The 18,221-nt window shown below is 67.1% G+C and carries 18 protein-coding genes; 7 read left to right on the forward strand and 11 right to left on the reverse strand.

Annotated features, from left to right (window positions below; translation table 11 throughout):
- Nucleotides 1-13 precede the first annotated feature (13 nt).
- The 5 genes from rsmH to ACOQPE_RS13535 form a co-directional block, all read right to left on the reverse strand.
- Entirely contained in the window at nucleotides 14-964 is a 951-nt protein-coding gene (gene rsmH / locus ACOQPE_RS13515) for a 16S rRNA (cytosine(1402)-N(4))-methyltransferase RsmH (protein WP_420609414.1), read from the reverse strand.
- Between the two features lie 2 nt (nucleotides 965-966).
- A complete protein-coding gene (locus ACOQPE_RS13520; RefSeq protein WP_420609415.1) occupies nucleotides 967-1,413 on the reverse strand; it encodes a division/cell wall cluster transcriptional repressor MraZ in 447 nt (148 codons plus the stop codon).
- A gap of 160 nt (nucleotides 1,414-1,573) precedes the next feature.
- Nucleotides 1,574-2,170, reverse strand: coding sequence for a lipoyl protein ligase domain-containing protein (locus ACOQPE_RS13525; RefSeq protein ID WP_420609416.1), 597 nt, complete (start codon nucleotides 2,168-2,170; stop codon nucleotides 1,574-1,576).
- A gap of 106 nt (nucleotides 2,171-2,276) precedes the next feature.
- A complete protein-coding gene (locus ACOQPE_RS13530; protein ID WP_420609417.1) occupies nucleotides 2,277-2,912 on the reverse strand; it encodes an HNH endonuclease in 636 nt (211 codons plus the stop codon).
- A gap of 1 nt (nucleotide 2,913) precedes the next feature.
- A complete protein-coding gene (locus ACOQPE_RS13535) occupies nucleotides 2,914-3,243 on the reverse strand; it encodes a hypothetical protein (RefSeq protein WP_420609418.1) in 330 nt (109 codons plus the stop codon).
- Between the two features lie 269 nt (nucleotides 3,244-3,512).
- Between ACOQPE_RS13535 and ACOQPE_RS13540 the strand changes: the two genes are divergently transcribed.
- Genes ACOQPE_RS13540 through ACOQPE_RS13550 form a run of 3 tightly spaced genes read left to right on the forward strand, consistent with a single transcriptional unit; the run spans nucleotide 3,513 to nucleotide 7,961 of the window.
- Nucleotides 3,513-4,493, forward strand: a complete 981-nt coding sequence (locus tag ACOQPE_RS13540; RefSeq protein ID WP_420609419.1) for an AAA family ATPase — start codon at nucleotides 3,513-3,515, stop codon at nucleotides 4,491-4,493.
- A 13-nt stretch (nucleotides 4,494-4,506) separates the two neighbouring features.
- Entirely contained in the window at nucleotides 4,507-5,700 is a 1,194-nt protein-coding gene (locus ACOQPE_RS13545; RefSeq protein WP_420609420.1) for a DUF58 domain-containing protein, read from the forward strand.
- A 20-nt stretch (nucleotides 5,701-5,720) separates the two neighbouring features.
- On the forward strand, nucleotides 5,721-7,961 hold the full coding sequence (locus tag ACOQPE_RS13550) for a transglutaminaseTgpA domain-containing protein (protein WP_420609421.1): 2,241 nt from the start codon (nucleotides 5,721-5,723) through the stop codon (nucleotides 7,959-7,961).
- Here the strand turns inward: ACOQPE_RS13550 and ACOQPE_RS13555 are convergent.
- The 3 genes from ACOQPE_RS13555 to ACOQPE_RS13565 all read right to left on the reverse strand — a co-directional run bounded on the left by ACOQPE_RS13555 (nucleotide 7,958) and on the right by ACOQPE_RS13565 (nucleotide 10,291).
- Complete coding sequence (locus ACOQPE_RS13555) at nucleotides 7,958-8,335, reverse strand: DUF3040 domain-containing protein (RefSeq protein WP_420609422.1); 378 nt, start codon at nucleotides 8,333-8,335, stop codon at nucleotides 7,958-7,960. The two genes, ACOQPE_RS13550 and ACOQPE_RS13555, sit on opposite strands and share 4 nt — an antisense overlap.
- An 88-nt stretch (nucleotides 8,336-8,423) precedes the next feature.
- Nucleotides 8,424-9,788, reverse strand: a complete 1,365-nt coding sequence (gene dinB, locus ACOQPE_RS13560) for a DNA polymerase IV (RefSeq protein WP_420609423.1) — start codon at nucleotides 9,786-9,788, stop codon at nucleotides 8,424-8,426.
- The gene (locus ACOQPE_RS13565; RefSeq protein ID WP_420609424.1) at nucleotides 9,785-10,291 is read right to left on the reverse strand and encodes an NUDIX hydrolase; all 507 of its coding nucleotides are present in this window, start codon (nucleotides 10,289-10,291) and stop codon (nucleotides 9,785-9,787) included. The genes dinB and ACOQPE_RS13565 overlap by 4 nt, the downstream gene beginning before the upstream one ends.
- Before the next feature lie 150 nt (nucleotides 10,292-10,441).
- Here ACOQPE_RS13565 and ACOQPE_RS13570 point away from each other — a divergent pair, with 150 nt between their 5' ends.
- The 4 genes from ACOQPE_RS13570 to ACOQPE_RS13585 all read left to right on the forward strand — a co-directional run bounded on the left by ACOQPE_RS13570 (nucleotide 10,442) and on the right by ACOQPE_RS13585 (nucleotide 13,628).
- Nucleotides 10,442-10,753 (forward strand): hypothetical protein, encoded by a 312-nt coding sequence (locus tag ACOQPE_RS13570; RefSeq protein WP_420609425.1) that lies wholly within the window; start codon nucleotides 10,442-10,444, stop codon nucleotides 10,751-10,753.
- On the forward strand, nucleotides 10,750-11,430 hold the full coding sequence (locus ACOQPE_RS13575) for a response regulator (RefSeq protein ID WP_420609426.1): 681 nt from the start codon (nucleotides 10,750-10,752) through the stop codon (nucleotides 11,428-11,430). Before ACOQPE_RS13570 ends, ACOQPE_RS13575 begins: the two co-directional genes overlap by 4 nt.
- 120 nt (nucleotides 11,431-11,550) lie before the next feature.
- The gene (locus ACOQPE_RS13580) at nucleotides 11,551-12,966 is read left to right on the forward strand and encodes a sensor histidine kinase (protein WP_420609427.1); all 1,416 of its coding nucleotides are present in this window, start codon (nucleotides 11,551-11,553) and stop codon (nucleotides 12,964-12,966) included.
- 44 nt (nucleotides 12,967-13,010) lie between these two features.
- Entirely contained in the window at nucleotides 13,011-13,628 is a 618-nt protein-coding gene (locus ACOQPE_RS13585) for a GerMN domain-containing protein (RefSeq protein ID WP_420609428.1), read from the forward strand.
- Here ACOQPE_RS13585 and ACOQPE_RS13590 read toward each other — a convergent pair.
- Genes ACOQPE_RS13590 through trkA form a run of 3 tightly spaced genes read right to left on the reverse strand, consistent with a single transcriptional unit; the run spans nucleotide 13,625 to nucleotide 18,179 of the window.
- On the reverse strand, nucleotides 13,625-15,166 hold the full coding sequence (locus ACOQPE_RS13590) for a TrkH family potassium uptake protein (protein ID WP_420609429.1): 1,542 nt from the start codon (nucleotides 15,164-15,166) through the stop codon (nucleotides 13,625-13,627). The two genes, ACOQPE_RS13585 and ACOQPE_RS13590, sit on opposite strands and share 4 nt — an antisense overlap.
- The gene (locus ACOQPE_RS13595; RefSeq protein WP_420609430.1) at nucleotides 15,163-16,839 is read right to left on the reverse strand and encodes a TrkH family potassium uptake protein; all 1,677 of its coding nucleotides are present in this window, start codon (nucleotides 16,837-16,839) and stop codon (nucleotides 15,163-15,165) included. The genes ACOQPE_RS13590 and ACOQPE_RS13595 overlap by 4 nt, the downstream gene beginning before the upstream one ends.
- A complete protein-coding gene (trkA, locus tag ACOQPE_RS13600; RefSeq protein WP_420609431.1) occupies nucleotides 16,836-18,179 on the reverse strand; it encodes a Trk system potassium transporter TrkA in 1,344 nt (447 codons plus the stop codon). Before trkA ends, ACOQPE_RS13595 begins: the two co-directional genes overlap by 4 nt.
- Nucleotides 18,180-18,221 lie beyond the last annotated feature (42 nt).

Raw genomic sequence — 18,221 nt, forward strand, 5'->3', positions numbered from 1 at the left:
GGCGCCGCCGAGATCAGCGACGCGCAGGCTCGAGGCGCTCCGCAGCGCGCATCACGGCACTGGCGGCGCGCGAGTTCCGCTCGATCTCAGCGGCGCTGGGCCGGGTGACCTTGCGACGCAGCAGGCGAACCGTGGGTGCCGCTCCGCAGATGCACGGCAATGTCGATGGGCATTCGCACACCCCGTCGGCTGCTTCTCGCAGAATGATCTTCACGATGCTGTCTTCTCCTGAGTGATAGGCGAGCGTTGCGAGGCGCCCACGTGGTTGCAGGCGCGCGAGCGCCGCTCGCATTGCGGGTTCGATGAGGTTCAGTTCGTCGTTCACTTCGATGCGGATCGCCGCGAACGTGCGCATCGCCGGATGGCGACGGCCGCGCCGCGCTGCGGCCGGCACGGCAGCCTTGACGACGTCGGCCAGTTGGCCGGTGGTGTGCAGCGGTCTGGCGGCCACAATCGCTGCGGCGATGCGCTGGGCGTAACGCTCGTCTGCGTGGCGCCTCAACAGATCTCGCAGTTCAACGAGCTCATAGGTATTGACGACATATGCGGCATCGAGATCCGAGCGGGAGTCCATGCGCATGTCCAGCGGGGCGTCGTGGCGGTGGGAGAAACCGCGCTCACCCGAATCCAGTTGATGGCTGCTGACGCCGAAGTCGAACAGAACACCGGTGAGCGGGACTCCAGCAGCCGCGTCGACCAGCTCGCCGAGGCGGTCAAACCGCTCGCAGCGCAGCGTGACTCGATCCCCGAAGTCCGCGAGCCGTTCCTGTGCTGCTGCGATTGCCTCGGGATCGCGATCGATGCCGAGCAGCTGCCGCTCCGGATGCTGCCGCAGGAGCATCTCGGCGTGACCGCCTCCCCCCAAGGTCGCGTCGACGAATAATCCGCCGGCGACGGGTGCGAAGACTTCGGCGATCTCGTCAACCATGACGGGTTCGTGGAAGGAACGGGCAGCGGTGGACACGCTCACGCCTGCTCCGCTGCCTCGATGCCGCTCTCGGGTGCCGCCAGGAGCGATTCGCCCTGGGCGTTCATCTCGTGCCAGCGCCCCGCGTCCCAGATCTCGACTTCATCGATCGCGCCGATCACGATGCACTCGCGCTGCAGGCCGGCAAAGCGGCGCAGCTCCTCGGGAACCGCTATCCGGCCCTGCTTGTCCGGCAAGACCCGGGCAGCGCCAGCTCCGAATGAGCGCTTGGCTGCGCGCCCGTGCGGACCCCCAGATTGGGACCGCTCCGACATCTGGCCGGCGATCTCGCCGAATCGGTCTGGCGTCATCAGTGCGAGGCAGCCCTCGCTGTGCTTGATCAGGAAGCCGGACGGCTCAAATGCGCTGCGGAAGCTCGCCGGGAGCACGATGCGGCCCTTCGCATCGAGCGAGTGCTCGTGCTGACCGACGAACAGACTCTCCACCGCAGGGCCTCCGCAGCTTCGGAATGGGTACCTGGCCTGCGTGGGCATCTCTGCCCCTGCACACCACTTTGCACCACTTTATGGGGAAAACACCCACCCTGTCCACCCCCGATGTGTTGCGCGCACCCGCTGCTCTGTCCCGCGGGACGCTTGGCTGGCGCTAGTCAGCGTCGTGTGCGGCGATGAAACTCACCATTTGCTTGGCGATTTCGTCGGATGAGGCTGTGATGCCGAGGTCGGCCCAGCCGACTGCTCGGCTGTGGACGCGGGTGGCGGCAGCGGAATCCAGGACAGTCTCGAGGGGGCCGAGCTCGAAGCGGTTGTAGGCAATGCACTGGAAACGGCTGCCTTCACGGGAGCGGCGCTGGGAGATGCCGATGAGCTTCCGGCCGTTCACCAGCACCTCACCTGGGCCGAGCGACGCAAAACACACCAGACCGTCGGACGGCCCCGCTTCATATGGGCCGGGATGCACGCTGGCTGGTATGCCGACATCGGCGAAAGCCGTGGCGAGTGTGCGACCCAGCCAGTGAAAGGCCTTGCTGATATCTGCATGCCAGAGCGGATCACCAGCGGGCACGAACACATCCACCCACGCGCTTGTCTCAGGATCCAGCCACACCAGGCCCCCACCGCTGCGCCGCCGGACGAGATCAGTCCGTATGCCGCCGAAGGGGTCGGCGCTTGCAGAACCCAGGATCAGTGCAGGTGCGACCGGGCGCAACCACGAGATGCGGCGTCGGCCGTCGCGCGGCATCGGGCGTGCGTGCAGCAGTTCAGCGCTTGCGTGCCATTCTTCGCGTACCCACGCGGCCACAGGCACACGATGGCAGACAGCCGTCTGCTCCTTCGCACCGCGCGGTTCAGACGAGCTGAGGCCGTAGATCGCTGAGGTAGTCGGTCCACTCGGTGGGAGTATCGCTGCGCATTGCCGCCACGACGGCCAGAGGCTCGGGGGCATAGGGAGTCTGGCGCAGCCTGTACCGGCCCTCTGACAGCAACGAGTCTCCCTTGCCCACGTTGCAAGCCCGGCAGCAGGCCACCACGTTCTCCCACGTGTGTTCCCCACCGCGGCTGCGCGGGTGGACATGGTCGATGCATTCGGCCCGGTTCCCGCAGTACTGGCAGCGGTAAGCATCGCGCGCGAACACGGCCCGCCGGTGGAGCGGGGCACGCCTCCGGTAGGGCGCTCGTGCGTGATACGTCAACCGCACGACTGAGGGCACAGACATCGTCAAGCGAGGCGAGCGAATGCTGCCGGGCCTGGTGTGAACGACATCGGCCTTGCCCGCCAGCACCAGCAGCAGGGCGCGCCGCACGGTCGTGATCGACAGGGGCTGGTAGGTGACATTGAGCACCAGTGTCCGTTCCGACAGCACGCCGCGGGGCCGCGAGACCTTCCCATCACGAATGACCGCATGGCCGTTGGCCGCACCATTCCCGTTGACGGCATCGGCGACTGCATGGGGCGCGTACGCGACCGTTCGAACGGAAGTCATGTCACGGCCTCAGCGGCGCCGGCTCAGGATCACGGGCTTCATGCGATGGGTGCACCGCAGTGGCGGCAGGCCAGTGTCGGCACCATTCCAGCCATTGGATCAGATCAGTGGGTTCGGCGGCCGCACGGCTGTCAGAACCGACGGCGGTCAACAGCCGGAATCGCACATAGTCGCGGTGAGGCACTGGCAGGAACGGCGGGCGAATCCACCAGCGCGATGGGATCAGCCGCAGCATGGCTCGCCCAGCGGTGAGCCACAGCCGCGGGCGCATTGCCACGGCCGCGAGCGCTGCCCCGATGCGGGGGCCGCGTGGAGTCCGTGAACTGCGCACCGGGCCACCCTAGAGGCTGAGCACCGGGCCTCAGCGGCCCGTGAGCCCAATCACATGAGCATGCGAACAAGAGCGGAAAGTGCAGTGCGAAGCCGTGGCCCGAGCGGCCCGTGAGCCCAATCGCATGAGTATGGGGAACAAGAGCGGGAAGCAATCGGTGACGCAGCGGGGACGACGGTGAAGTGATGCTGAGTAGCCTCACAGCGTTCTCCGAGTCCCGGCCGAGATGCCAGCTACACGGAATCTTCTAGCCCCGAAAGCCAGACACCGTGCGCAATCACACTCCCCCGCAAACGCACGTGGCCGATGCCGAGACATTCCGGCAGACGTTCGAGCGCATCACTGCGAACGTGGAGCGGGTCATTCGAGGCAAGCCCGACGCGGTTGGGCTCTCGCTGCTGTGCTTGCTGTGCGATGGACACCTGCTGATCGAAGACGTGCCGGGGGTCGGCAAGACCAGCCTCGCCAAATCGCTCGCAGCCTCGATTGACGCACCGTTCGGCCGTATCCAATTCACCCCGGACGTGCTGCCATCGGACGTCATCGGCGTCAATGTCTGGGATGAGCGCGAGCGCACATTCGAATTCCGTCCCGGAGCGCTCTTCTCCAGCATCGTGCTGGTCGACGAGATCAACCGGGCGTCGCCAAAGACGCAGGCGGCACTGCTCGAAGCAATGCAGGAACGCCAGGTCACGACCGACCGCACGACACGGCCGCTCGGTCAGCCGTTCATGGTGATCGCCACACAGAATCCGATCGAGCACGAGGGCACCTACCCGTTGCCCGAGTCTCAGCTCGACCGGTTCCTGATGCGCGTGAGCATCGGCTACCCGGATGCGGATTCTGCCGTCGAGGTGCTCGATCTCCACGACGGCACCACGGAGATCACGCTTGAGCCGGTTGCCACTGCCAGCGAGGTGTTGGCGATGGCCCGTACCGTCACCGAAGTCCACGTAGCTCCCGTGCTGCGCCGCTACATCGTCGCCGTCGCCGATGCTTCTCGACAGCGCGGCACGATCACGCTGGGCATCAGCCCGCGAGCCACGCTCGACCTGCAGCGAGTGGCACAAGCGCGCGCACTCGCCGCCGGCCGCAACTACGTGGTGCCCGACGATGTGAAGGCCGTCGCTGAACCAGTGCTCGGTCACAGGATCCGCTTGAGCGCCGATGCGCAACTGCAGGGCTTGACCGCCCAGACAGCCCTGCGCGACGTCTTCGACGCTGTCGCTGTCCCCACCGCCGCCGGCTAAGGGGCTGAGCCGAGTGCTGACGCGGCGGGGCTGGTCCGTCGGGATCGGCGCAGCAGCCGCTGCCGGAGCCGGTCGGCTGTTCGGCATGGGCGAGCTCTTGGTGCTCGCATTGGCGGGGATCGCACTGATCTCGGGGTCGGTGGTGTGGACCCGGACGCGCCGGATCCGCCTCAGGATCCAGCGTTCGGTCCAGCCTGCGCGCGTCCATGCCGGTGGCAAGGCACGAGTGCAACTCGTCCTCACCAACTTGGGCGGCCACGCCCCCGTGCTCCAGCTCACCGATCCGGTGACCGGCACGCTCGGCGCACGCTTGGGGGTCGGCCCGCTGCTCGCCGCCGAGCGTCTGAGCACGTCGTACCTCCTGCCGACTCAACGCCGGGGCCGCTTGGAGATCGGACCAGCGGAGGTCGATGTCGTCGATCCGCTCGGCTTGGCCCGCACCTCCATCGGCGAAGGCCCGCGGACGATGCTGGTCGTCTATCCGGCAACGCAGACGCTGGTGCCGCCTCGCCTGGCTCGCGGGCCTGAACCGTTGGGACTTGCAGCGGACGTTCACACCTTGCAGCGCATCGGCGAGGATTTCTACGCCCTGCGCGACTACACCGCCGGCGACGATGTCCGCCGCATCCATTGGCCCTCGACAGCGCGTCTCGGCCGTCCCATGGTGCGCGAAGACGAAGTGCCCCGCCGGAGCCGGGTCACGGTGGTGCTTGACACTCGCAGCACCGCTTTTAACGCTGAACCGCTCGCCGACGGGCACTTCGAGCTGGCTGTATCTGCTGCCGCGAGCGTCGTGCTCGCCAGCGCCACCCGGCATGACCCGCTGCGACTGCTGACGGTGGCGGGCGCAGACACCGGCTTCGTGACCTCGGGGGAAGGCTTGGCGCAGCTGTTCGATCATCTCGCCGACGTCTCCACATCGGCGCAGGGATCGCTGCGCAGCACGCTTGCGGCAGCCGCGGCGACGGCCGTCGGCGCAGTGGTCGTGGTGCTTGGGGGCACCGCATTCGATGCGGCGCGAGATGCAGAAGCAATCTCGGCGGCGGGGTCGCGCACTTCGTCCATGACCGTCATCCGGGTGTGCAGACCCGGTGATCCCCTGCCGGCGGGCGGCCCGGGAGTTGTCGACATCAGCACGCTCGCCGAGCTGGGACCCAAGTGGGCCGCTGCGCAGACGTCGTCCCAGGCGAACGCGGTGCGCACATGAGAGGGCGCAGCCTGTGGCAGGTGGAGGTCTCGCTCTGGTTGCTCACGCTGCTCTCGGTTCTCACCGCTCGCCGCCTGTTCGACGCTTGGGATTATGCGCCGCTGTGGCTCATCATGGCGTTGGGCGGCCACGCCTCGGCTGCGGTCACACGTCGGCAGCGCTGGCCCCTTGCGGCAGCTGCGACGGCATCAGCGGTAATGCTGATCATCGTCGAGGGACTGGCCCTGTACTCCAACACGCTCTGGCTGCGCTTGCTGCCCACCGCCGAGACGCTGCGGCAAGCGGCAGCCGACGTGGCCGCTGCCTGGGACGCCTTCGGCATCGTAGAAGCGCCGACGCCGGCCACCGCAGGCTTCCTGCTGGTCGGCGGTGCCGTCATCTGGCTCGCGGCCTTTGCCGCCGATGCACTGGCACTGCGTGCGCGCTCGGTAGGCCAAGGGTTGCTTCCCGCCTTCTGCGTGCTCGCCTTCGTGGGGGCATTGGGCACCGATGCATGGCGAGTCCGCAGTGCCGCCGCGATGGTCGTCGGTGCGGCAGCGTTCGTGGCCGCACACGGCATCCAGCACACCGGGGACCGGACATCGGTGGGCGCGTCCGAACGGCGGCGTGCAACCGTGCCCATGCGCACGGCACTGCGCTTGGGCATCCCCGCCGCGCTCGTTGCTGCGCTGCTGGTGCCCTTGCTGCCAGGCAGCGACGCTCCGGCGATCGTCTCCTGGAAGGACCTCGATGGCAGCGCCCCTGCGTCGAGGGTGACGATCAGCCCTCTGGTCAATGCCCAAGGCCGCCTGGTGGGCACCTCGGGTGCCGAGTTGTTCCGGGTTGAGGCAGATGCGCCTGCGTACTGGCGGGTTTCGGGCCTCAGCCGTTTCGACGGGACCTTCTGGGGATCCGAGCAGCTCTACGGGGATGCGTCCCGGCACTTGGACGGGCGAACCAGCGACGAGTTGCTCACTCAGCAGTTCACGATCGGGGCGCTCGACAGCATCTGGCTGCCGGCCGCATACGAACCGGTCGCCTACGACGGCCCCGAGGCACTGTACGACCCGGAGACGGGCACCCTAGTCACCGAGCACAGCAGCGAGTTGGAATCGGGCATGACCTACACGGTCAGCTCGAGCGTCGACGTTCCCTCGATCGCAGGGCTCGTGGCCGCCAGCGGAGACGTGCCCGCGGACATCGCCGAGAAGTACTTGGCCTTGCCAGACGGCTTCAACCGGCGCGTGAGTGGCCTCGCTGCAGACATCACAGCCGACGCTTCCGGCCCGTACGCGAAGGCCCTGGCGCTGCAGAACTTCTTTCTCGAGAACTTCGTCTACGCCTTGAGAGTGCCCAGCGGGCACGACACCGAACGCATGGAACAGTTCCTGTTCGAAGAACGGCGCGGCTATTGCGAGCAATTCGCTGGTACCTATGCCGCGATGGCCCGGGCCATCGGCTTGCCGTCGCGCGTCGCGGTCGGTTTCACGCCCGGCGAACTGATCGACGGCGTCTACGTGGTCAGGGGCGAGCACTATCACGCGTGGCCCGAGGTCTGGATTGCAGGACGCTGGGTGTACTTCGAGCCAACCCCGGGGCGGGGTGCCCCCGGAGCTGTCGTCTATACCGGTGTGGCGCCCCAGCAAGTGGTGCCAGGCGATCCTGAGGCGGCCGGCGAAGCGGGCTCGGGGTTCATCGGCGAACTGGGCCTCGAAGATCTGGAAGGCCTGTCAGGCGATCTCGAAGGCTTCGTTGACGTCCTCGACTTCGAGGGCTCGCAGGCGCCGACAGGAAGCTGGTCGGAGTGGCTCGTCGTTCCGTTCTATGCGGTGCTGGCAGTCGGAATCGGCTGGCTCATCATCGTGCCGTCGGCCGTGCGAGTTCGCCGGGCGCTGCACCATCGCCGCGCCCGTCACAATGCACGCGCCGCAATCGGTGCCGCATGGGATGACGTAGCTGAGACGCTCTTCAACCTCGGCATCGACCGGCGTGCGGTCGAGACGCACGCCGAATTCGCCGATCGCGTCGATCGCCGGCTGCGCATCGATTCGGGCGAGCTGCGCTCGTTGGCGACTGCCGCTCAGGAGGCGGCGTACGCGGCTGAGCCCCCGCCTCCGCAGACGGTCGCCGAGGCCAGGCTGGACGCACAGCATCTCGAAGCGCGCATCCGATCTGCACGCAGCCGCTGGGATCGCATCGGGACTGCATGCCGACCTTCCGCGCTGACAGCAGGGCCCCGTTCGCGCCGCCGGCACCGAGCAGCCGTCAACGGCAGGGTTTAGCTGGGGTCGTTGCGGAAGCGGCGCCGCATGCGGTCGCCGAAGGAATCCGGATTGGAGGGCCGCGACCGCTTGGCGATCGAATCCGAGACTTTCTCGAGTCCCAGCCTGCCCATCTTGCGCACGTTGCGCTCAATCACCACTGCGCTGGCAAACACCACCAGGAAGGCGACGAACGACAGCGCGAAGTGCACCTGCAGACCCAAGCCGATGCCGACCAGCCCCAAGATGCCTCCGAGCACTGCCCAGCGGATGTTGCGCAGCGCGTGGCGAGTCAGCGTGGTTTCCGACACCTCCCGCGCGAACTCGGGATCGGTGTCGTAGAAGTCCTTCTCGATCTCGAGCAGGATGCGTTGTTCGTCTTCCGAAAGCGGCACGCACAGGCTCCAAATGCTGTATTGCCGATGTTGCTGCCAGTGTAGGACCGCGCTTGGCCCTACTTCCACGCACCCCCAGGGAATGTGTTCAGCGGCCCCAGCGACGCTCGCCTGGCGTGCCGTCACGCAGAGCTGCTGAGCCATGGGCGATCACAGTGCGGCCGAAACGGTTTCGGATGGCATCAAGGGCAACTGCCAGCCGGAGATCGAGCTCGGTGTCGCCCGTCGGTCCCCGAATTGTCTCGTCGCCGCACTCAGTCTGGGCATCGGGCGGAAGGTTCAAGTCGAGTGCCATCTGATGAGGCTGCGCCGGGGCCGCCTCGCGCTCGTCGGCTGACCTTGTCGCAGACTCCGTTTCTGCAGACGCCGTTTCTTCCAGGTTCGATACGGCAACTCCCAGCAAGCGGATTCCGCCGTGAAGATCCAGCGAGCCAATTAGCTCCTGCGCAACGTGGGCAAGCGCATGTCCGGTCTGGATCGGCTCGGGGAGCGTGTGTGCTCGCGTCCGCAACGAGAAGTCGGGATGCTTGACCTTTACGGTCACGGTCCGCCCCGACAGCCCGTTGGCGCGCAGGCGTGATGCGACGGCGTCCGCGAGGCGCACCGCTTCGCTGCGGACGCGATCGGCACCGGTCAGATCGGTCTCGAACGTCTGCTCGTGGCTCACCGAACGCGGGAGTCCGCCCCGATGGACCGGCCGGTCGTCGATTCCCCGCGCCAGCGCTGCGAGATGCGCTCCGTGCGCGGCACCGACAGTCGAAACCAGCCGCTCCAGCGGCACAGCCGCCAGGTCGCCCACGGTAGAGACGTTGATCTCATTCAGCCGGCGGAGCGTCACGGGGCCGACCCCCCACAGCGCCTCCACACGATGAGCCTGAAGGAAATCCAATTCATCCGCAACACTGACCACACAGACGCCGAGCCCCGGCCGGGGTCCATCAGGGTGCACGGCCGGCTTGGCCGCGACCGACGCGAGCTTTGCCAGCGTCTTGTTCGACGCAACGCCGACAGAACATTCCAGGGCCACCGCTTCCCGTACGGCGTTGCGCAAGTGCCAGGCGATCTCCGACGATGAACCAAACAACCGGTGGGCACCGGAGACATCCAGGAAGGCCTCATCCAGCGCAATGGGCTCCACGTGGGGGGTGACCGACTCGAAGACCTCCGCGATCGCCGATGAGGCTTCGATGTAGCCGGAGAAGTCGGAGGTGACGACGACTGCGGACGGGCAGAGGCGGCGTGCCTGCGCGGTCGGCATGGCTGCGTGCACGCCTGCTGCCCGCGCTTCGTAGCTCGCGGATGCAACAACACCTCTCCTGCCGGATCCCCCGACAATCACGGGACGCCCGATCAGCGATGGATCGCGCATGCGTTCGACTTCCACGTAGAACGCGTCCATGTCGACATGAAGGATCGGCAGCTCGCCGGGCGGTCGACGCTGTGGCTGGCTCATGAGGTGGCCGGCGTCACCACCAATCCGTCGCGATGGTCCCCGGTCACCGTGTACCGGAACACATGGCCTCGCGGAGCACTGCCTGCGAGGTACATCAGCAACGGCTCAGCCATCCATGCGTACTGGCCGGTGAGCAGATCTTCGAGTTCGCCGACGCGTACCCACTGGGCATCGAAGACGATGCCGTCGGGATCGGCGACATCCAGATCGCCGCTCCAGTGCTGGGCTTCGTGAACCTCCACTGTCAGGAACCAGCCGGGTCCGCCGCTTCCATCTGCCTCAACGATGTACAGCGGGCCGTCCCAGGCCGATACCTGCAGGCCAGTTTCTTCGGCTACCTCACGCGTCAATGCTCCGAGCACCGTCTCGCCCGGATCGACCACACCGCCCGGCGTGCTCCAGTCGGTGCTGCCGTTGCGCCGCCGGTTGTTGACCATGAGCACGGCATCACCATGCGCGAGGATGCCGCCGGCGACAGCCCATCGATGCACGTCAGGCGGCATTGGCGCAGTCTGCCACGCAGGAGGCTGAGCCCAATGGCGAAGCCGTGGCCCGAGCGGCCCGTGAGCCCGTATCGAATGGAGACAGGGAACATGAGCGGGAAGGACAGGCGATTGACGACGCACCCGACGCCTGGCCGTACCATGGCGCAGGTGAGCATGCACGACGGCGGCGACGGCATTGGGCTCACTGCGGCGCCTACCGCGCTGCCGTCGGTGCTGGCCAGGGCCTTGGCCTTCGGTGCGATTGTCGTTGCGGCTGTCTGCGGCGGCCTCGCGGGCTATGCGACGAGTGCTCTGCAGTGCAGCGGGGGATGCGTCGGCCCGGCGCTGGGCGGAACGGCGATCGGCGCCCTCGCCGCCGCTGCTGGGGTGGCTGCGCTCGCGGCCCTCGTGCTGCGCTCCATGAGCGAGTGGGCCGACCAAGCCTCGGTACAGCTCCGCAAGAAAGGAGCACGGCGTTGACCACCAACGTCCTCGCAGTCGAAGACGACGAACGGATCCGCACAGCGCTGCGCCTCGCACTGGAGGACGAAGGCTGGCAGGTCAGCGAGGCCGAGTCGTGCGAGGAGGCCCTCGAGCGATTCACACCCGAGAGCACCGATGTCGTGCTCGTCGACATCATGCTGCCCGGTCTCGACGGGTTCGAGCTGTGCCGCTCCATCAGGCGGATCAGCCATGTGCCGATCATCATGGTGACCGCTCGCGACGACACCCACGATGTCGTTGCAGGACTCGAGGCCGGAGCCGACGACTACCTCACCAAGCCCTTCGCCCCGAAGGAGTTGTCGGCGCGCATCAGGGCCCTGCTGCGGCGCAGCCGGACCGTGGACGGCAGTGGTCTGCCACGAACCGTCGGCGACCTCGATATCTACCCCGACGAGGGCGTCGTGACGAAGAGCGGCGACGAGTTGCACCTGACCAAGACGGAGTTCCGGCTGCTCTGCGAACTGTCCGACAATCCCGGCAAGGTGATGAGTCGCGAGCAGCTGCTCGAACGAGTCTGGGGCTACGACTACTTCGGCGACGGTCGGCTGGTGGATGTGCATGTCCGCCGGCTGCGCCTCAAGATCGAGGACGATCCAGCCAGCCCGCGCTACGTCGCAACAGCTCGCGGCCTGGGTTACAAGCTCAGAGGCTGAGCCGAATGGCGAAGCCGTGGCCCGTGAGCCCGTATCGAATGAAGACGGGGAACAAGAGCGGGAAGCAATGGCCGCCACGACGGAAGACCTGCCAATCCGCGTGCCCCTTGAGGACGTGACATGAGGCTGCGCTGGCCGCGGCCCCTGCGCCGGTTGCCGCTTCGCGCTCGCGTCGTCGGTGCGTTCACTCTGGGAGCGTTGCTGGCGGCGTTCCTGCTCGTGGTGATGACCTACAGCCTCTCCCGAGGCTCAATGCTGGGTCTGCGCCAAGACTCCTCTGAGGCTCAGTTCTTCGCAAACGCCACCCAGGTGCAGGGCTCGCTGCGCGCAGAGAGTCCTGACTTCGCGGTGCTGCTCGAATCGCTCCCGAGCCTCAGCGGCAGCCGTTCCATTGTCCGAACCGGGCCCGACATCTGGCGGTCGCCGTCCCTCGTGCCCAGCGACCTTCCTGATGAGCTCGTGGAGGCAGTCGAGCGATCCGATCAGGCCCACGCGATGCGGTACCGGCTCGACGGTGTCCCCCAGCTCGCGTTGGGTTTGCGGCTGCGCCCGGCTGCGGTATCGCAGCTCAGCGAGACGCTCTACTTCGAGGTCGTCCCCCTCTCCGAGATCGAGGCCACGCTTGCCAGCTTGCGCCTGATTCTGGGTGTCGGAGCGGCCCTGACGGTGCTGATCGGTGTTGCCGTCGGGGCCTGGGCCGGCGGGCGACTGCTGCGGCCGCTCGCAACCGTGTCCGACGCTGCGAACTCGATCGCGCACGGTCGATTCGACACGCGAGTTGAACGCAGCGACGATCCTGACCTCGCCGTGATCGTCGAGTCGTTCAACGACATGGCCGACGCCATGGAGCGCCGCATTGCACGCGACGCGAGATTCGCGTCCGATGTGAGCCATGAGCTGCGATCGCCGCTGCAGACCCTGCGAAGTTCGATCGACTATCTGAACGGCCACCGCGATGAGCTGTCCGCTCAAGGAGCAACGGCACTGGACCTGCTCGCAGCCGAAGTCGACAGATTCCAGCAGCTCGTGCAGGACCTCTTGGAGATCTCCCGACCCGACGCCGACGGATCGGTCTTCGAGCGCGGTCTCGTCAACATCACAGAGCTGGTCCAGCATCGCGTCGGCACACTCGGGCCCGATGTAGAGATGAACATCAGCGCTGCTGCCACGGATGCTGTGGTGATCGGCGACAAGCGAGGGCTCGCACAGGTCTTTGACAACCTGCTCCGCAATGCCGAAAAGCACGGAGGCGGTGTCACCCGGGTGGGGATTTCACGGCCCGGCAACCTGGTGCGTGTCGCCGTCGAGGACGACGGGCCGGGCGTCACGCCCTCCGAGCGTGATCTGGTTTTTGAGCGCTTTACACGCGGCACCGCGGCGCGCAAGCGAGGCGCGGGCACTGGTGCCGGTCTCGGTCTGGCCCTGGTGTACGAGCACACCCGGCGTCACGGCGGCTCAGTGCGTGTCGAGTCACGACCTGACGGCGAGCGCGGCGCCCGCTTCGTGGTCGAGCTTCCCATTGCGGGGCACCGGTGAGACGGCCCCGTTGCAAGCGGAGCAGGCGCATGCCCAGGAGGCCCGTGCTGAGGCGCGTCTGCGCGCCGATGATGTGCGCGCTCGCGGCCGCTGCGTGCGGTCTGCCCACCGATGAAGCTCCCACTCACATCGAAGTGCCGGCAGGCGTGTTTCCCGACCGGAACGAACCGGTGGTCGGTGCGGAACCCGACACGCCCACGACGTCCTTGCACGCTGTCTATTTCCTGCGTGACGGATTGCTCGTGGAGCTACAGCGGCCCCTCGCTGCGCCTGTCTTCCTCGATGCTCCGCTCAACAACCTGTTGGCTGGTCCGACACCGACCGAAGCCGAGAACGGCCTGGAATCAGCGATCCCGGCTGGCACCGAAGTCGTGGACGTGCAACTCCTGCGCAACAACGTCGTGTCGATCCACCTCAACGAGGTCTTCTTCGAAGTAGAGGGAGCGCAGCGAGTACGCGCAGTGGCGCAGCTCGTGCTCACCGCCTCGGCGCTCGCACGTGACAGCCAGGGCGTGTTGTTCTTTCTCGACGGGGTGGCACAATCGCTTCCCGACGGCGCCGGCACGATTGCGCAAGTGCGGCCAGGTGAACTGCCCCGCGTGCTGCGGGTTGACGACTTCAGCGAGCTGATGCCGCTGACCCCGCTGCGCTCAGTTTCCTAACGAACCGGTCGGCGTGTGAGCCGGCGGGGTCCGCGTGTGGCCGTCAGTCGCTGGTAGCGCGAGCGGGTGCCGACACGCACCGCTGCCACGAACATCAGCATCGTGGGGAACACCTCGAGCCGGCCGAACAGCATGAGCACCATCATCACCGGCCGCGATGCACGTTCGAACGCAAGCGCTGAACTGGTCGGCCCGGCCTCGCCCAGCGCGGGGCCCACCGTGCCGATGGCGGAAACGGCACCGGAGAATCCCGTCTCGAGATCGTTGCCCAGGGCAGTCATCAGTACGCCGCCCGCCAGAGCAAGGCCCAGATACAGCAGCACAAAGCCCAGAGCCCGGGCCGCGACGTCCTCGGCCACGGTGGTGTCGCCAAGGCGCATCGGCAGCACAGCCCTGCGGTGGCGAGCGCGGATGACCTCCCGGATCGCGTAGCGGGCCACGATTTGCAGCCGCAGCACTTTGATGCCGCCCGCGGTCGAGCCTGTCATGCCGCCGATCACGAACAGGGCCAGCAGCACCAGTTGCGCCGAGGGTGTCCAGAATTGCTCGTGCGCATAATCAGTGAGGCCGTAGCCAGTATTCGACCCCAGCGAGGCTGCGTAGAACGCCGCCTCCCGGAGGTTGTCGCCGAGACTGAGCTTGCCTGAATTCAGCACCAGCAGGGCAATGGCGGCACCGCCGATGAGCGCTAGATACCAGCGCAACTCCGAATAGCTCCGGCGCTGTGACTTGGTGCGCGTGATCACGTGCCAATGGATCGAGAAGCTCGCGCCGCAGGTGATCATGCCGACGATGAGCACCAACTCGACAGCCACCGAGTCGAAGAAGGCAATCGATGCCGAGTGCGTCGAGAAGCCTCCGGTTGCCACGGTGGTGAATGCATGCGTTACCGCGTCGAACAGGCTGGTTCCCGCTGCCAGCAGGGCGAGCGCCACCGCCAGCGTGAACGCCCCGTACAGCATCCACAGCCGGCGGGCCGTGGCGGCGATCCGCGGCGTGAAGCGATCAGCTGTCGGGCCGGGTGCCTCGTTGGCGATCAGTTCCAAGCCGCCCACCTTCAGTGCGGGCAGCACGCTCACTGCAAGCACGATCAAGCCCATGCCGCCGAACCATTGAGTCAGGCTGCGGAAGAAGAGGACGCCGTGGGGAACCCCGTCGATGTCAGCCAGGATCGTGGCGCCGGTGCAGGTGAATCCGGAAATGGACTCGAACAGCGCGTTGTCGGCCTCGCCCCATCCGATCACGCCGCTGAACAGGTACGGCATCGTGCCGGCTATCGAGACTGCCAGCCATGCCCATGCCACCGAGGCAAACGCCAGCGGGGAATCTGCCCGATCCGACGCCGTAGTGCTGCGGTTCATGGCGCTGCCCACGCCTGCGGTGATTGCTGCCGAAGTTCCCAGCGCGAGCGCACCTCCGCCGCCGTCGATGAGCGCGACCACGGCGGAGAGCGCCATACCGATCCCCACGAACATCAGTGCCACCCCACTGATGTGCACGGGGGTGGATTCGAAGCGTCGTTGCCCCAGCCCGCTCATCGCACTCTCACTCCGTGAGGCCTGCGCCGACGCCACTGCCCATGTCGAACTGCAGCCACCGCCGGATAGGCAGCGACGCTCAGCGCCACAGCCGCGGCGGTCACCGACATGCGCCCGCACATCATGAGCAGCCCGGCCGTGATGCGACCCAGCCAGTTGACCGCGTCGAGGTGGCCGGTCGATCCCTCGACGGCCAGGTGCCCGGTCGAGTCCGCGGCGGCCATCGCAGGCCCGACGTTCGACAGCGTGGACACGGCGTAGGTCAGCGCATCGACGATGTTCAGCCCGCTGGCGCCCAGAACGATGGAGGCAGGGATGATCAGCAGCGCTGCCAGCAGCAGCTCGCCGGTGATGCGGCCGATCGTCGTTTCGGAGATGGTCGAACGGCCCAGGCGCAGCCGTTCGGTGAGCGACGGGTAGATGGCTCGACGCAGTTCCCGTCCGATGAAAGACGCCAGTGTCAGCAGTCGCACCACCTTGAATCCGCCGGCCATCGACGCGCTCATGCCGCCGATCAGCATGAGGACCATCAGGACCGCCTGGCTGCCGATCGACAGCTCAACGAGCGATGTGGTCTGGAAGCCGGTGGTCGAGATCACCGACACCACCGCAAACAACGACTCACGGATGTGTTCGCCGCCGAAGATGTGCGTCCAGCCGACGCCGTCGCGTGGCAACAGCGCCACCGCCACCGTGGCGAAGATGATCAGCGTGATGTACAGCCGGAATTCGTAGCTGCGAATGAACCGGGCCGGGTCACGGCGCCGGATCGCCAGGAACATGAGCGGCAGGCTCACACCTCCAGCCGCCATGCCGAAGATCGCCACCCATTCGATGGCTGCCGAGTCGAACGCGCCTAGGGAGGCCGCCTGCGTGGAGAAGCCGCCTGTCGAGGCCGTGGTCAGCGCATGCAGCCCGCTCTGCAGCAGCGGCATGCCGGCGAGTGCAAATCCGATCGCAACCAACACCGTGAGCGCGCCGTACAGCAGCAGGAGGCGACCCATCGTGCCGGCGCTGCGGGGAGCCAGCCTGCGAGCCGACCGGGTCGCCACTCCGCCGTCCGTGTCCAAGCCGCCGACGCCGAGATGGGGCAGCACGCGGACGAGCACCACGATGAATGCTGCCCCGCCCAGCCACTGCCCCACTGCTCGCAGTGCCAGCATCCCGCCGCCGAGGTCGGATCCTGCAATGGTGGTGCTGTTGGTGCCGGTGACCGTCGCCGCTGCTTCGGCAAATGCGGTTGCCAACGCACCGGGCTCCACTGCGCCGGTCGCGAGATGCGCAACGGCAACGGCGGCCACCGCTGCAGATGATCCGAGCACCAGTGCCGTCAAGGTCTGGCGCTCGGTGATGCGCCGCTCGAACCGGCACAGGCGCAACAGTCCCAGGGCGAACACCGCGACGGCAGCGCCGGCAAGCAGCAGCGGGACGGCATCTGTGCCGGACTCGCCGCTCGCAGCAACCCGTCCCCCGAACAGCCAGTCGAATACCGCGCACATCGCAAACACCGGCGAGGCTGCGGCCAGCACTACCAAAGCCGTGATGGCAAGTGTCGACTCGTACGGTCCGCGTGCCCACCTGTGCAGCAGGCCGTCGGCGCCTCGCACCGCTCGCACCACCAAACGGCGAAGCCTCTCGCGCTCCCGAGCCCGGCGTGCCGGACGGGGTGTCACCGAAAGGCCTGCTTGACCTCGTCCACGCAGTCAGGCGTCACAAAGGCGACCACGTGGTCCCGCGCCCTCAGCTCGCTCCGGCCCCGGGCAATGCGGGCCTTGCCGTCCCGCACGATCGCTGCGAGCAGCATCTGGCCAGGAAGGTGAAGTTCGCGCACGAACGAGCCGTCGGCGCTTGAACCCGCACCCACTTCGAATTCGAGTACTTCGACGTCGCCTTCGAGGAAGGTCGCCACGGCAGTGACGTCTCCCCGCACCATCCGCAGGACCATGTTGGCGCTGGCCGTGCGGGGTGACAGCGCCGCGTCGATGCCCACCTGCTCCAGCAACGGCAGCAAGGACAGGCGATGCACGACGGCGATGGTCTCGGTAGCCCCTTCAGACTTGGCATACAGGCAGGCCAGGACGTTGGCATCGTCTTCTCCGGTCACGGCCACCACAGCGTCGAAGGTGCCGACGCCCTCGCGCGCGAGCACGTCGATATCGGTGATGTCGCCATGCAGCACGAGTGCGCCGGCGTGGCGTTCGCTCAGCTCGAGACAGCGTTCGTGGTGCTGCTCGATGATGACGACTTCAATGTGACGCTCGAGCAGCCGACCGGCCAGCACGCCGGCCGTGCGCCCCCCGCCCAGGATCATGACGCGGCGCACGTCTGAGCGGCTCAGCCCCATGATCTCCATGAGCTCACGTCGCCCCTGGCGCCGGCACACCACTCTGAGCAAGTCGTGCGGCTGCAGCGTGGTTTCGCGGCGCATGACGGTGACCTCGCCGTCGCGCGACAGTGCGCCGAAGATGAAGTCCCATTCCGGCTCGTAGTACGCGCCGATCTCGGCCATGGTCTTGCCGACCAGCGGGGCATCTTCCGCCAGGCGTGCGCCCACCACCAGCACTTCGCCGTTCGCGAGCTCGTTGATGTCGGACACGCCGTGGTACACGAGCAAGTCCATGATGGCGTCGGCGGTCTGCTCATCGGGGTCGAGCACCAGGTCGACGCCGATTGCGTTTCGCAGGCTGCGACCCGGCGCGCCGCGCAAGTCGCCGTCCTGCAGCCGTGCGACGGTCGCTGGCACGCCTGCCTGCTTCGCCTGCATGCACACGAGCAGGTTGACCTCGTCGGAATCGGTGACGGCCACTACGACCTCAGCGCGTTCGAGGCCGGCTTCTGCCAGCACGCTGGGGTTGGTGCCGCTCCCGTTCACGGTGAGCAGGTCGACCTCGGAGGCCAGCGCGTCGAGACGCCGCGAGTGCTGGTCGATGACGATGACGTCGTTGCCCTCACGGCTGAGGCGTCCGGCGATGTAGCTTCCGACCTCGCCGGCCCCCACCACGAGAATCCTCACAATGGGCGACCCTACTTCGGGCCACTGGAAAGCGAAGTCATC

The sequence above is a fragment of the Candidatus Poriferisodalis sp. genome (assembly GCF_965219595.1).
Taxonomy (GTDB): Bacteria; Actinomycetota; Acidimicrobiia; order Acidimicrobiales; family Poriferisodalaceae; genus Poriferisodalis.